The organism is Candidatus Planktophila versatilis (assembly GCF_002288105.1).
Lineage (GTDB): Bacteria > Actinomycetota > Actinomycetes > Nanopelagicales > Nanopelagicaceae > Planktophila > Planktophila versatilis.
The window spans coordinates 52,434-66,323 of the sequence record NZ_CP016774.1; the positions used below are offsets into that span (position 1 = coordinate 52,434).

Consider the following 13,890-nt stretch of genomic DNA (forward strand, 5'->3'; position numbering starts at 1 on the left):
CTTTCTATCGTTAGGATTAGCCCATGTTTAATAAGGCCGCAGAGAAGATATCGGCGCTGGTATTGCTCATCGGCGCTCCATTTACCACTTTGTTTTTGACTACCCAGGCTGTAACCGATCCAGTCAATGCCACCAAGCTCTTTATCGCGGGTGGTTTCGGTTTTGCATTTATCTTTGTTCTCCTTGGCTTTAATGCCCGAGCTACCTACGCCAACTTCAAGGTATATCTTCTTATTTCAATCTTGTTCCTATTGGCGGCGCTCAATGCGGTCATTTCAAGCGCGGCCCCGCTAACACAGAATCTTTATGGCTCATACGGCAGAAACACCGGCCTTGTCGCATATGTGATTCTTGTCTTTGTTAGTGTGGGCATGTTGGGGTTACGTGAGCAATCTAGTTTTAGAAAGCTCATCATTGGTCTGCAATTTGCCGGGGTCATAAACGTTCTTTACTGCGCTTGGGTAATCGCTTTTGGCGACTTCTTGTCATGGAACAATCCATACGGCAACATTCTTGGATTCTTTGGTAATCCAAACTTCATATCCTCATTTCTTGGCATCTTTATCGCTTCACTTCTTGCGTTTATTGCAGATAAGAAATCTTCGTGGCGTTATAGGGCAATTGCTGCGCTTATCGCTTTGGTTGCCTTCTATGAGATTGTTGATTCAAGCGCAATTCAAGGAATTGTTGTAACTGCCGGCGGTATCGCAATCGTTGGCTTCTTTGTTGTTCGTTCATATATCAAGCAGAACGTATTTACATATCTATATGTCTTGGCAGTAAGTGGCGTGGGGGCCCTAGCAATTCTCGGTGCTCTTCAAAAAGGGCCGTTCACCTTCATCTATAAGACCTCTGTCTCCTTACGCGGCGCTTATTGGAACGCTGGGACCACAATGGGTCTTGATCACCCACTAACGGGCGTTGGTATGGATACATACGGTGATTGGTATCGCCGAGCTCGTTCAGAATATGCGGCTACCGTGTTGCCTGGGCCGAAGACATTTACAAATGCTTCACACAACGTTGTCATTGATTTCTTTGCTTACGGTGGATGGCCACTCCTGCTTACCTATGTCGGGCTCTTAGTTCTTGCTGCTGTTGCTGCCTTTCGAGTCATTGCACGCACTCGAACATACGATGCAATCTTTGTCGCCATCTTTGCGGCCTGGGCGTGTTACATCACCCAGGCAATCATCAGCATTAACCAGATTGGCCTTGCAATTTGGGGCTGGCTACTTACCGGCGCACTTGTTGCATATGAATATGCCACCAGGCCAGAGAGTCCAATTGCACAGCTGGTCGCCACTAAAGGCGCACGAAAGAGCGCGAAGGCCAATGTTATTTCACCGCAGTTAGTGGCAGGCGTTGGTGTAGTTGTCGGGCTATTGGTGGCCGTGCCACCACTTAGTGCTGATATGAAGTGGAGATCAGCGCTGGATTCAAAAGATGCAAATAAAGTCATTGCAGCCCTGGAACCTGGTTATTTGAGCCCGAGTGATAGCCAGAGACTTGCTCAAGCTGTCCAGCTTTTTGCATCTAGTAACTTGATGGAGCAAGCACGCGATACTGCGCTTAAAGGAGTTGAATATAACCCTGATTATTTTGACGCCTGGAGAGTTCTCTACTTTTTATCTAACTCAACGGATGCTGAAAAGGCGCAAGCACTTGAGAATATGAAGCGCCTTGATCCACGCAATCCAGATGTTCTAGCGCCATAGATGAAAGTTGCAATTATTGGGCAAGGCTATGTAGGCCTGACCATCTCAGCTTTTGCTGGCGAGTTCTATGAGGTGGTGGGCTTTGATAACAATCAAAAGATTGTGGATCAATTAAATCAAGGTCTTTCACATATTGAAGGCGTTGAAAGTTCAGTCATAAAACAATGGATTAAGCAGGGGCGCTATCGCGCCACTACTAAGGGTGCCGACATTGCCGACTCTGACATTGTGGTAATTGCAGTACCAACGCCGCTGACAAAAGATCGTAAGCCAGATTTAACATTCATTGATGCGGCATGTAAGACGGTGGGTGAAAACCTCAATCGCACAGCGCTAATTATCAATGAATCAACATCTTTTCCTGGCACGCTGCGTGATTACATCAAGCCAGCCATAGATAAGTATTCAGCTGGGAAGTTCGACCATTTGTACGCGATCTCACCTGAGCGAGTAGATCCAGGGCGCAATGATTTCAACCAGAAGAACACTCCGAGGCTGTATGCGGGATTAACGCCAGAAGCATCAAGTGCAACCCGTGCGTTCTATGCAAAGTTCTGTGATCAATTAGTTGAAGTCTCATCTCCTGAAGTAGCAGAGGCAGCAAAGTTATTTGAAAATACTTTCAGGCAAGTCAACATTGCTTTGGTAAATGAGTTTGCCCAGATTACAAACGCTTTAGGCATTAGCGTCTATGAGACGTTAGATGCGGCTAATACCAAGCCTTATGGGTTTATGAAGTTCACACCGAGTGCGGGTGTGGGCGGGCACTGTATCCCGGTGGATCCCACGTATTTGGCGGCGGTAGCTGAAGAACGTGGCGTGCCAGCAACATTTATTCGCCGGGCAAATGAAGTAAATCTAGAGATGTCGAAATACATTGTGGATCGGGTGCAGGCAGATAACGGTGAATCGCTGCAAGGTAAGAGTGTTTTGGTTGTGGGAGTTGCCTATAAGCCCAATGTGGCAGATGTGCGAGAGACCGCCGCCGAGTTAGTCATAGAGCACTTGCGTGGCCGTGGGGCTGTGGTGGCCTGGCACGATGATGTTGTGGGCAGTTGGCAGGGCGAAAGCTCCGCCCCGCTATCGGGGGCAGATATCACGGTGGTGATTACTAAGCATGATGTGGTGGATGCGAGAGCGATTATGGCTAGTGCGCCTTATGTATTTGATACAACAGGAAAGATTGCAGGAGCGAATAGGTTGTGAGTGCAAGCCCTACGCTCACACTTGTTACTGTTTCAGCTTTTGATCTATCGCGTTTGTCTAGAACGATTGAAAGCTGTAAAGGCATGGTTGCTGACTTAGAACATCTATTTGTAATTCCTTCTAATGATTTGGAATCTTTAGAAGCGATTGATTTGTATTCCAAGACGGCAAATTTTGATGTTCGGGTAGTGCATGATAACAAAGAAGGAATTTATGCAGCCATGAACTTAGGAGCATTATCGGCACAAGGAATTTATTGTCTTTTTCTAAACGCTGGCGATGAGGTGTTCTCCGGGCCAACGGTAAGAAAAAATGTTGAGACTCTTAAGGTTCTCAACCCTATTTGGGGCGTGACTGGTGTTTCTCTGCCTTGGAATGCAAATTATTATGCTTACCAATCTATGGATAAGGACTTCAGGAAGCAGAAGAGCAATGGGTACGTCTCTCACCAAAGTGTTTTTGTCAGGCTAGATATATTCAAGAAACTGAACGGACTTGATGTCAAATTCCCAATAGCTGCAGATACCAAACAGATTTTTCAGCTAAGCGCTCTATGCTCCCCTCAAATTCTTGAAGGAATAGCAATTAAAGTTGAACAGGGTTTCAATGTAACCTCAAATAATCGAGAAAGTAGAATTGAAGTTCTTCGCCTGATTAACTCCATTGGAGGAGTCGTCACTAGGCTGGTTTCAAATTTTTACTTTTTTAAGCGCGAATTAAATTTTATATCACGTTATATTTTGAGATTGTTTCGAGAATTCAACTCTTGAGAAATCCAAGCGTAAGTTAGTCGAATCCCCTCATCTATAGCTACAGAGGGGGCCCATCCTAAAGTTTCCCTACATAAAGTATTTTCAGAAGATCGACCTCGAACTCCTTGAGGAGCGGTAAAATCGTATTCGAATTCAGCTTGTGATACATCTGCTGCTTTTAGCGCGATATCGTAAAGTTGCTGAATCGTTATTGACTCAGCGCTACCAATATTTAATGGCATAGAATATTCTGAATTCATAAGCTTAAGAGTGCCATCAATACAGTCTGTGATGTAAGTAAAAGAACGAACCTGGTTACCGTCACCCCAGATTTGAATTTTACTTGCTGCTCCAGTAGCTAGTTCGTGAACTTTCCGACAAGCAGCAGCAGGCGCTTTTTCTCGCCCCCCGTCATAAGTCCCGTGCGGTCCATACACATTGTGATATCTCGCAATCCTGACTTCAAGTCCAAAGTCTTCAGAAAAATGTCGGCACATTCTTTCTCCAAATAATTTTTCCCAACCATAGCCATCTTCTGGTTCTGCTGGATAAGCATCATCTTCCTTGAGTGCGATGTCTACCGAAGTTTGTTGGTGCCAACTGGCGTAAACGCAGGCCGATGAGGAAAAGAAGTACCTTTTGACTTTATTTTCGACACTTCCCATGAGTAGATGTGTGTTAATGAGTGAAGAGAGCATACATAGTGCCTTATTCGCTTCGATAAATCCCATACCGCCCATATCTGCAGCTAAATTGAATACCCACTCAACATTTTCAGTACTTTTATACGCCTCAGCCTTAAGTGACAGATCCAAAACTAAATTTTCAGCTTTAGGATGAATTTGGTACCAATCTCCCAATGCTTTTTTGTCGACGGCTCGCACCTGATGACCTTCTGAAATCAAACGAGATACTAGGTGTCCACCTATAAACCCACCTGCGCCGGCGACAAGAATATTCATCTGATTTCCATTCACTTAAGGTTTCCTAATGAGTAGTGAGCAACTATATCTTCAATAATTGAATCAAGGGTGTGAGTGGGTGCCCAGCCGATACTCTTTTTGATCTTGCTGATATCAGGGACTCTACGTTGCATATCTTCAAAGCCGGCTGGATATGCCTCGGTATAGGGGATGTGTTTTATTGGTGACTGTGAGTTCGTGCGCGCGATAATCTTTGTGGCAAGTTCTTTAATGGTGGTCTCTCCCATGCCACCCACATTGAAGTAGTCACCAATGGTGGAATCAGTATCTGCCAGAGTCAATACAGCCCTTATGGCATCTTCGATATGGCAGAAAACTCGTGATTGGCTGCCATCGTCATAGATGACTATCTCTTCGTTCTTAAGGGCTGCTTGAATAAAGCGTGGAACAACCATTCCGTATTGGCCAGTTTGGCGCGGGCCTACGGTGTTAAAGAAACGTATGGTGGTGACTTTAAGTCCATGGGTCTTATGCAGTGTGTGCGCAACAGCCTCCTCAAGCGCTTTGGCATCTGAATAGGTCCAGCGAATCTTTTGTGGGGGGCCAACAACGCGATCTGATTCTTCATGCAGTGGTTGGTTGGGGTTCTTGCCATAGATTTCAGAGGTGGAGGCGATGATGATGCGTTTTTTGTGTGTGGTGGCGGCATTCAGAACTACCTCAGAGCCGGCAAAGTTACGGTCAATAGATTCGATGGTGTGATCCATGATGTTCTTAACACCAAGGGCAGCAGCTAAGTGAAAGACTATGTCTGATTGCTCAACGAGTTCATTGACTAGGGCTACATCTCGGATGTCTCCGGTGTGAACCGTGATTTTCTCTTTCAGGTGAGCAATATTGGCTTGTGAGCCGGTACTCATATTGTCCAGGATTGTCACTTCATCCCCACGGGCGATGAGGGCATCGGCTAGGTGAGAGCCGATGAAACCGGCACCACCGGTAATGAATGCACGCATAGGTGTGAGTCTATCTTTCATTCTTATTCTTTATTGTTAAGGGCTAGCTCAGCTTTACGGCAAGATAGCCCCGTGGCCAAGCGAACGGGTGGGCAGCGATGACCATTTGGGTCTGTGGCGAAGTACTTATTGATCTCATTCCGGGCGCCGATGGCGTGAGAGTTGGACATGTAGGTGGTGGGCCGGCAAATACCGCCAAAACTTTGGCGCGACTTGGCCAGGATGTGCAGTTCATTGCTGGTATTTCAACTGATGTTGATGGAGTAGCTGCGCGCAAAGAGTTACTTGAAGATGAAGTGAAGTTAGATTTAGCACTCACGAGTGATAAACCAACATGTTTAGCAATCGTTTCACTTGATAGAAATGGCAGTGCTTCTTATGAATTTAAGATTGCTGGAACAGCCACCTTTGATTTCTCACTCGATTGGTTACCTGATGCTTCGCGCTATAAGCCCAATGTGTTGCATATCGGCACGCTGGCCACAGTTATTGCGCCAGGTGCTGATGTGCTCTACGACTGGGCGCTACGCGTTGCAGAATTTGCACCGATTGTCTTTGATCCCAATATTCGCCCAGCAGTCTTAGCTGATCGCGATCTCTATGAAGCAGCTGTTGAAAAGTGGGCCGCAATTTCATCTGTCATTAAAGTAAGCGATGACGATCTGGCTTGGCTTTATCCGGGGCAGAACTACGCCGATGTGGCTGCGTGCTGGATCAACGATGGCGCAGCACTCGTTGTAGTTACTCGTGGCTCACAAGGAATTGTTGGTTTCACATCAGAAGGCTTTGTTCAGGTGGAAGGTGCGAAGATCACCGTGGCAGATACTGTGGGAGCAGGGGATACCGTGGGTGCCATCATTGTGGAAGCGATGATTGAAAAAGGAATTCTGGCACTGACAGGTGACGTGCTTCGTGCAACACTGCACCGAGCAGCAGTTGCCGCTGGCATCACCTGTTCTCGTAAAGGTGCGCAGCCACCGTATAAGCATGAGTTAAAGGGTGTGTAATGCAATTTATTGATGATGCCGAGTTTCAAGTTGCGATCGACCTCGATGGTGGCGGAAAAATCACTTCCATCAAATGGCGCGAGCTGGAATTTACTATTCCTTTTCGCGGGAACGTACTTACCTCTGGTTGGTATCCGATGGCGCCGTGGGCGGGGCGAGTTCGAGATGGATTGATTACTTCGGCATCTGGTGTGGAACATCAACTGCCAACAAATATCGATCCCCCACATGCGATTCATGGTTTTGGAATTACTTCTTCCTGGCAAGAAATTGGCCCTGGTCGTTCTTTGTTACATCTACCAAAGCCATATCAAGGTGCAACGGTGGAGCAGACAATAGAAGTTCTCGATGATGCAATTCGTTGGTCACTTGAATACGATGACAATGGCTGCGATCTTCCGTTCTGGTTGGGTATGCATCCATGGTTTGCGCGCGATCTAGACCGCGGTGGGCAAGCAGAAGTTGAATTCAATGCAGAGAAGATGCTTAAGCGTGGCTCTGATGGTCTGCCCATGAATGAGATGGTGGCGATGGCACCTGAGCCTTGGGATGATGCCTTTACTGAAATTCGTGGAACTCCAGCAGTTGTGTGGGAAGGTCTTGCACGTATTGATATTGAATCTGATGCGCCGTGGTGGGTTGTTTATACCGAAGATCCTGATGGAGTTTGTATTGAGCCACAGACGGCGCCCCCTGATGCTGCCAATCTTGGAATAAGTGGTGAGAACTACATTGAAGCGCTCTTTGTTTTCTCGGAAGGCTAAATAGACTTCCATCACTATGAGTACTCAGATAGATAGAGCACACTTAAAGAAGCTGCGCGCAGTAGAAGAACAGCGCTTTCTTGACCTCCATAAGAAATCAGCGGCTGCCTTTGCAGATTCAAAGAAGGTGATGCATGAGGGTGTTCCCATGTCGTGGATGGCTAAGTGGCCGGGTGCGCATCCTCTTTTTGTGAAAGAGGCAAAAGGTGCGCGCTTTACCGACCTTGATGGTCACACTTACGTTGATTTTTGTTTAGGTGATACCGGCTCGATGACCGGACACTCTCCTGATGCCACAGTTGCTGCAATTCGCGAGCAGGTGGCAAGAGGCATTACTGCGATGTTGCCAACGCAAGATGCCGCTCTTGTCTCACAGCTACTCAAAGATCGCTTTGGTCTGCCGCTCTGGCAATTCACCGTCTCTGCCACCGATGCCAACCGCCATGTGATTCGCTATTCACGCATGATTACTGGGCGTAGCAAGATAGTTGTGATTGATCGTTGTTATCACGGCTCAGTTGATGAAACATTTGCCACCCTCGATGGCGCCGGCTTAACGGTAAAGCGCGAAGGAAATATTGGTGCACCGGTTGATCTTGATGTGACAACTCGAGTCGTTGAATTCAATGATTTAGCTGCCATGGAGGCAGCCCTTGCCCATGGTGATGTTGCTGCTATCTTGATGGAACCGGCGATGACAAATATTGGAATTGTTTTGCCAGTAGCTGGTTATCTGCAGGGCGTGCAGACTTTGGCTAAGAAATACGGCACCTACTTAATTATTGATGAGACTCACACCATCTCAGTCGGCCCTGGTGGAATGACAAAAGATTTGGGCTTAAAACCAGATTTCCTCACCATCGGTAAGGCACTTGCCGCCGGTATCCCCACTGGAACATTTGGCATGACGCAAGAGATTGCAGATGCCATTACCAAGATGGTGGAGTTAGAGATTATTGATTTAGGTGGAATTGGTGGAACGCTGGCTGGTAACGCACTTTCTTTGGCTGCGATGAAAGCAACGCTTACCGACGTACTAACGCCGGCAAACTTTGAAAAGATGATTGCTCTGGGAAATCGTTGGTGTGATGGAGTAGATGCTGCTATTAAAGAGTTTGACCTTGATTGGCATTGCAATCGACTCGGTGCGCGCGGGGAATACATCTTTAAAGGCAAAGCCCCAATAACAGGTAAGCAGGCAGCTGAATCGGGTGACTTTGAACTTGAGCAGTACATCCACCTGCGCTTACTTAACGATGGCTATTTGATTACGCCTTTTCACAATATGGCGCTGATGTGTCCTGATACCAGCGAGTCTGATGTTGATGGTCATACGGAGGCTTTTAGGGCGATGTGTGCGGAGCTGGTCAAGGCTTAGTTAAACCCTAAGGTCTTATAAAGACCCTTACCTGCTTCATTATCTTCATCAACATAGAGCATTCCTTGTGTGATGCCCTTATTCTTTAAGTAGATCAGGCCTTGTGTGCACAGGGCTTTGCCAATTCCTTTTCCTGAATGTGCAGGGTCAACACCGATTACGTAAAGTTCACCAATAGGCTCTTTATTGACGAGATCTTGATGGATCTTTGTCCAGCAGAAGCCAACAATTCTCTCCTCACTTACACATAAGAGGAAACCATGTGGATCAAACCAAGGCTCATGCATACGGTTCTCTAAATCTGCCATCGCCCAATTACCTTGGTCTGGGTGGGTGCTAAAGATTTCATTGTTTAGCTCTAGCCAGAGCTTGGGGTGTAGTTGGGTATCAAAGGTGATGATGTGAAAGTTATGTGTAACCGGGGTAACTGGTTCTGCTAGTGAGCGATGGAGTTTAAGAATACGGCGCATTGCTACACAAGCTCAGAGATAGCTGATTCCTTGCCACCACTTTGAACAGTGAAGCGGTATCCAACGTTGCGCACGGTGCCAATGACAGATTCAAACTCTGGACCAAGCTTTGAGCGAAGGCGACGGATGTGAACATCTACCGTGCGCGTGCCGCCGAAGTAGTCATAGCCCCAGATCTCTTGCAGAAGTTGGGCGCGTGAAAATACCCGACCAGGATGTTGAGCAAGGTATTTAAGGAGTTCAAACTCTTTAAAGGTCAGATCGAGCGCGGTTCCCTTAATTTTTGCAGTGTAAGAATGTTCGTCAATGACAACGTCGCCTTGGCGAATTTCAGATGAGGTGGGATCACTTGCCTGGGTGTGGGCAGCGTGGGCACCGACTGCGATACGAATACGTGCATCTACTTCAGCTGGGCCGGCAGTGTCGAGAATGACATCGGTAAAACCCCAATCTGCAGCAAATGCAGATAGTCCACCTTCAGTAGTAATTGCAATGATCGGAGCGCCTACACCTGTTGTGGCAAGTAAACGTGTGAGTGATTTAGCTGCTGGAAAATCACGACGGGCATCAATAAAGACGATATCCATTACCGGTGTATCAATCAGAACTGATGCTTCAAGGGGTGCCACCTTGCAAGTGTGTTGCAAGAGGGCAAGTGCTGGCAGCACGTCAGCACTTGCTGCATGCGAATTTGTCAGTAGCAACACCTTGGCCATTGTGTGAGAATACTCTTGTGAAAACCTATCTTCCACTCGCGATTGTCATAGCCCTCTCAACGGCCTATGGCTTCTGGTGGAAGGCCAACCAGGGAGCAATCCGTACCAAGAAGGCGGTTCCTGGCCATCGCTTGAATGCGCAGATCTTGGGTGAGGCACTGGGCGCTCGCGCCACCATGGTGCAGTTCTCATCAGCTTTCTGCACACCGTGCCGGGCCACACACTCACTTCTCGCACAAATGGTGGAGAGCATGAGCGATGTGAAACACATTCAAGTCGATGCCGAATCCCACCTAGAACTAGTGCGGGAATTAGATATTCGTTCAACTCCCACAACACTGTTCATCAATAGCCAAGGCATTGAAGTGGGTCGGGCAGCTGGCACACCCAAGCGCGATCAAGTCTTGGCCGCCCTTGCCAACATCGCCTAACCGCGAATTATTCGCAAGTGGTCTTTTGTTAGGTGATTGCCTAATCTTCACTCATGTCTGAAGTATTAGATAACAAAGAAGTTGCAAAGATCTATATCGATGCACGTGGTCCCCGTTTTGGTGCAACGATTACAACAATTGTTCTTGCCATCGCACTGGTTACCCAGAACAAGTGGGTCATAGTTGCGCAAGGTCTTGTCTTTCTGATTGGCGCAGTCAAAGGCCCACAGTTCACCCCTTATGGTCTGATCTTTAAGAACGTGATCAAGCCACGTCTGAATGGTGTGGCACCAACTGAAGATGTACGCCCACCCAAGTTTGCCCAAGCCGTTGGTTTTGTATTCGCACTTATTGCCGGCATCGCAGCATTTGCCGGTGCCGATCTGGTCTTTACTATCGCAGTGGGCGCAGCCCTTGCTGCTGCCATTCTTAATGCCGCCTTTAATTACTGCCTTGGCTGCGAGATGTACCTGCTGATAGTCCGCTTCACTTCCAAGTAATAGGAAAAAGAAAGTAGACTTCAGTCATGGCTGATAAGCATGAGCTCCATGAAAAAGGTTTACGTCTGACACCACAGCGTGAACTTGTTCTCGCTGCTGTGCGCGCACTTGGCCATGCAACCCCGGAAGAGGTAGCGGAAAAAGTACGCCAGACACATCCTGGAATTAATTTATCTACTGTTTATCGCAACCTAGAAACACTAGAAAATGTAGGACTTGTGCAGCACACCCACCTTGGCCACGGTGGTGCTACCTATCACGCGGCAGCAGAGCTCACCCATTTACACCTTGTCTGTGGCACCTGCGGATCTGTGGGCGATGCACCAATCGATGTGGCAGCTAACTTTGTGCAGAATCTTTCTGATGACTTTGGTTTTAAAACTGATGTCACACACTTTGCCATCTATGGCACATGTGCCACCTGTGTTAAGTAAGAGCAATGACTGCCGTATTTGTCGAAGATGGCCCCGATAAGGGTGCGATTTGGCATTTCGGTGAACCTAATAAAGAACAACGCGCACTTCTAGCGGGCGCCGCATGGGCAGACCTCTCGCATTTAGCTGTGGTTGCAGTGACAGGTGAAGACCGCCTGAAATGGCTCCATGATTTAACAACACAGCATTTACTTGAGTTTGGTGTTGGAATCTGGACATCAGCGCTGATTTTAGATCCGCAAGGACATGTGGAATATCAATTCGCACTAGTCGATGATGCAACGACAACATTTATCGTCCTTGATCCACACTTTGCCCAAGGTTTGATTGCATACCTGAACAAGATGCGCTTTATGCTCAAAGTCGAAGTTCGCGATGCATCAGGTGAGTTTGCAGTATTACGAGCACCGGGCGCCGCAAATGAAGTGGGTGGACCTTTTGCACTTGTGCCACGCGCAGAACTTGAAGATATGAAAAAAGCATTTGGCGCACATGCAACACAGGTGGGTACGTGGGCACTTGATGCTGAGCGCGTTGCAGCCGGGCGTCCTCGTCACGGAATTGATACTGATGCAAAGGCAATACCTAATGAACTTGGCTTCATCCATGGTGCCGTGCATATGAATAAGGGTTGCTATCGCGGACAAGAGACAGTTGCCAAGGTATATAACTTAGGAAAACCACCACGTCGTTTAGTGATGTTGCATCTTGATGGTCACGCAGTTGTCATGCCGCCAACTGGAACACCGGTCATGAACGGAGAAGTACAGGTGGGCTTTTTGGGCACCGTTGCTCGACACTTTGAACTCGGGCCCATTGCACTTGCCATCGTGAAGCGAAATACCCCGGTTGATGCAGAATTAACGGTAGAAGGCGTGGCCGCTTCACAGCAGATCATCGTTGAGGCATAAGTGAAATTTCTTGGTCAGCTTTTTATTGTTGCCCTGGCTTGCCTTGCAATCATGTGGGCGGTGCGCAAGCTTTAAGAGTTACTCTTAGCCCATGGAGTCCTTCACAACTGTGGTGCTGGCACTGGTCGCACTTGTAGTTGGCGTAGGACTCGTTGTTTATGGCGTCAAAGGGCGCAGACAATCTCAAGCTCGCGATGGACGCACATATAAGAGAGGCAGGCTCTAATGGCCTTCACGATCCCAGAAGGTTTACATCCTGATCTCAATCCACTTGCTTGGATGGTCGGCACTTGGCGCGGTAAAGGTCGCGGTGAATACCCAACTATTCCCACCTTTGAATTTGCTCAAGAAGTCACCTTTAACCACGATGGGCGTCCATTTCTGAATTACTTCTCACGTTCCTGGATCATCGATGCTGAAGGAGAAATCATTCGCCCTGGTGCATCTGAAGTTGGTTTCTGGCGCGTGAAAGAAAAAAACGTTTTAGAAGTTGTTATTTCACATAACACTGGAATCTCTGAAGGCTGGGTCGGACAGTTTGATGGTCCCAAGATTCAGTTAGTGATGGATCAAGGGTATTCAGCGCCTTCGGCAAAGATTGTGACAGCGGGTGTGCGCCTTTACGGCCTTGTTGCTGGCGAACTTTTCTATGCCTATGACATGGCAGCAGAAGGTCAAGAGTTGCAGGCACATATCTGGTCCACCCTTGAGCGCCAGGTCGATTAATGTCTGATGCAGTACTGGCGCAGTATGTGCGAGACGGTGTTGTTGAATCAGAACACCGTGGGCATTTACTCGCACTGAACGCCGATGGTTCCGTTAATTTCTCTTTAGGCGATCCCAGCCATCTGATTTTTCCACGCTCAACCGTTAAATGTATTCAAGGTGCAGCGATGGTGCGTGCAGGTCTGAAGCTTGAACCACGGTTGTTAGCACTGGGTGCATCAAGTCACTCTGGTTCGGGTGCACATATTGCAGCTGTGAGAGAGATATTGGCGCTAGCAAAGCTTGATGAGAGTGCGTTGCAATGCGCACTTGATAAACCATTGGGTGAAGCAGAGCGCCGGGCATGGGGAGACGCACCTGCCACACGTATTGCCATGAACTGCAGTGGCAAGCATGCCGCCATGTTATTAACCTGTGTTACCAATAATTGGCCAACTGATAGTTACTTGGATGCCGCCCACCCGTTGCAGGTTGCCATTAAGAGTGAGCTAGCAACGCTGGCTGGTGAGAAGATCACACTGACATCAACAGATGGTTGCGGGGCGCCATTGTTCTTACTCTCCGTTGCTGGTTTAGCACGAGCGATGAGAGCAATTACTATCTCAACAGTTAGTGCTCATCAATCTGTGATGGAAGCATCACGTGCTTTTCCTGAGATGGTGGCAGGTGTGGGGCGGCTGACAACACAGATGATTAGCGCTGTTCCGGGTCTTTACATGAAAGATGGGGCAGAGGCTGTTGAAGTTGCAACGATGACTGATGGCCGCACACTTGTATTTAAAGTCTCAGATGGTTCACTGCGCCCCTTTAGAGTCTTAGTTCATGCGGGCCTTGCGAAGTTAGGTATTGATAGCCCCTATGAAGTCGAAAACGTGCTGGGTGGAAACACTGTTATCGGCACCATTCGCGCAACCTTTTAATGGCGCGTACCCTTAAGG

General features: G+C 47.8%; 17 protein-coding genes. 13 read left to right on the forward strand and 4 right to left on the reverse strand.

Features of this window, described 5'->3' with window-relative positions; genetic code table 11:
• The first annotated feature begins 23 nt into the window (after positions 1 to 23).
• The 3 genes from A1sIA79_RS00240 to A1sIA79_RS00250 are packed head-to-tail and all read left to right on the forward strand — an operon-like array spanning position 24 to position 3,694.
• Positions 24 to 1,718 carry an O-antigen ligase family protein gene (locus A1sIA79_RS00240; protein ID WP_095674260.1) on the forward strand — a complete coding sequence of 565 codons (1,695 nt, stop codon included), beginning with the start codon at positions 24 to 26 and terminating at the stop codon, positions 1,716 to 1,718.
• Positions 1,719 to 2,924: a nucleotide sugar dehydrogenase gene (locus A1sIA79_RS00245; protein ID WP_095674261.1), complete on the forward strand. Its 1,206-nt coding sequence runs from the start codon at positions 1,719 to 1,721 to the stop codon at positions 2,922 to 2,924.
• Entirely contained in the window at positions 2,921 to 3,694 is a 774-nt protein-coding gene (locus A1sIA79_RS00250) for a glycosyltransferase (RefSeq protein ID WP_095674262.1), read from the forward strand. Before A1sIA79_RS00245 ends, A1sIA79_RS00250 begins: the two co-directional genes overlap by 4 nt.
• Here A1sIA79_RS00250 and A1sIA79_RS00255 read toward each other — a convergent pair.
• Positions 3,658 to 4,653, reverse strand: coding sequence for an NAD-dependent epimerase/dehydratase family protein (locus tag A1sIA79_RS00255; protein WP_223298352.1), 996 nt, complete (start codon positions 4,651 to 4,653; stop codon positions 3,658 to 3,660). The two genes, A1sIA79_RS00250 and A1sIA79_RS00255, sit on opposite strands and share 37 nt — an antisense overlap.
• The gene (locus A1sIA79_RS00260; protein WP_095675445.1) at positions 4,650 to 5,615 is read right to left on the reverse strand and encodes an NAD-dependent epimerase/dehydratase family protein; all 966 of its coding nucleotides are present in this window, start codon (positions 5,613 to 5,615) and stop codon (positions 4,650 to 4,652) included. The genes A1sIA79_RS00255 and A1sIA79_RS00260 overlap by 4 nt, the downstream gene beginning before the upstream one ends.
• A 98-nt stretch (positions 5,616 to 5,713) precedes the next feature.
• Between A1sIA79_RS00260 and A1sIA79_RS00265 the strand changes: the two genes are divergently transcribed.
• From A1sIA79_RS00265 to A1sIA79_RS00275, 3 genes are read left to right on the forward strand one after another with little or no spacing between them, the layout of a single operon-like run.
• The gene (locus A1sIA79_RS00265) at positions 5,714 to 6,622 is read left to right on the forward strand and encodes a carbohydrate kinase family protein (RefSeq protein WP_095674263.1); all 909 of its coding nucleotides are present in this window, start codon (positions 5,714 to 5,716) and stop codon (positions 6,620 to 6,622) included.
• Positions 6,622 to 7,386, forward strand: a complete 765-nt coding sequence (locus A1sIA79_RS00270; RefSeq protein ID WP_095674264.1) for an aldose epimerase family protein — start codon at positions 6,622 to 6,624, stop codon at positions 7,384 to 7,386. Before A1sIA79_RS00265 ends, A1sIA79_RS00270 begins: the two co-directional genes overlap by 1 nt.
• A gap of 16 nt (positions 7,387 to 7,402) precedes the next feature.
• Positions 7,403 to 8,764 carry a transaminase gene (locus A1sIA79_RS00275; RefSeq protein ID WP_095674265.1) on the forward strand — a complete coding sequence of 454 codons (1,362 nt, stop codon included), beginning with the start codon at positions 7,403 to 7,405 and terminating at the stop codon, positions 8,762 to 8,764.
• Here the strand turns inward: A1sIA79_RS00275 and A1sIA79_RS00280 are convergent.
• Both A1sIA79_RS00280 and A1sIA79_RS00285 read right to left on the reverse strand, forming a co-directional pair.
• The gene (locus A1sIA79_RS00280; RefSeq protein ID WP_095674266.1) at positions 8,761 to 9,234 is read right to left on the reverse strand and encodes a GNAT family N-acetyltransferase; all 474 of its coding nucleotides are present in this window, start codon (positions 9,232 to 9,234) and stop codon (positions 8,761 to 8,763) included. The two genes, A1sIA79_RS00275 and A1sIA79_RS00280, sit on opposite strands and share 4 nt — an antisense overlap.
• Positions 9,235 to 9,236: 2 nt before the next feature.
• The gene (locus A1sIA79_RS00285) at positions 9,237 to 9,950 is read right to left on the reverse strand and encodes a winged helix-turn-helix transcriptional regulator (RefSeq protein WP_095674267.1); all 714 of its coding nucleotides are present in this window, start codon (positions 9,948 to 9,950) and stop codon (positions 9,237 to 9,239) included.
• Positions 9,951 to 9,967: 17 nt separating this feature from the next.
• Between A1sIA79_RS00285 and A1sIA79_RS00290 the strand changes: the two genes are divergently transcribed.
• From A1sIA79_RS00290 to A1sIA79_RS00315, 7 genes are all read left to right on the forward strand, one after another.
• Positions 9,968 to 10,381 (forward strand): TlpA family protein disulfide reductase, encoded by a 414-nt coding sequence (locus A1sIA79_RS00290; protein ID WP_095674268.1) that lies wholly within the window; start codon positions 9,968 to 9,970, stop codon positions 10,379 to 10,381.
• 53 nt (positions 10,382 to 10,434) lie between these two features.
• Positions 10,435 to 10,881, forward strand: a complete 447-nt coding sequence (locus A1sIA79_RS00295) for a DUF4395 domain-containing protein (RefSeq protein WP_223298353.1) — start codon at positions 10,435 to 10,437, stop codon at positions 10,879 to 10,881.
• Between the two features lie 26 nt (positions 10,882 to 10,907).
• Positions 10,908 to 11,315 (forward strand): Fur family transcriptional regulator, encoded by a 408-nt coding sequence (locus tag A1sIA79_RS00300; RefSeq protein ID WP_095674269.1) that lies wholly within the window; start codon positions 10,908 to 10,910, stop codon positions 11,313 to 11,315.
• A gap of 5 nt (positions 11,316 to 11,320) precedes the next feature.
• A complete protein-coding gene (ygfZ, locus tag A1sIA79_RS00305; protein ID WP_095674270.1) occupies positions 11,321 to 12,226 on the forward strand; it encodes a CAF17-like 4Fe-4S cluster assembly/insertion protein YgfZ in 906 nt (301 codons plus the stop codon).
• Between the two features lie 91 nt (positions 12,227 to 12,317).
• A complete protein-coding gene (locus A1sIA79_RS06985) occupies positions 12,318 to 12,452 on the forward strand; it encodes a hypothetical protein (RefSeq protein WP_257789615.1) in 135 nt (44 codons plus the stop codon).
• On the forward strand, positions 12,452 to 12,952 hold the full coding sequence (locus A1sIA79_RS00310; protein WP_095674271.1) for a heme-binding beta-barrel domain-containing protein: 501 nt from the start codon (positions 12,452 to 12,454) through the stop codon (positions 12,950 to 12,952). Before A1sIA79_RS06985 ends, A1sIA79_RS00310 begins: the two co-directional genes overlap by 1 nt.
• Positions 12,952 to 13,872 carry an asparaginase gene (locus tag A1sIA79_RS00315; RefSeq protein WP_095674272.1) on the forward strand — a complete coding sequence of 307 codons (921 nt, stop codon included), beginning with the start codon at positions 12,952 to 12,954 and terminating at the stop codon, positions 13,870 to 13,872. Before A1sIA79_RS00310 ends, A1sIA79_RS00315 begins: the two co-directional genes overlap by 1 nt.
• Positions 13,873 to 13,890 lie beyond the last annotated feature (18 nt).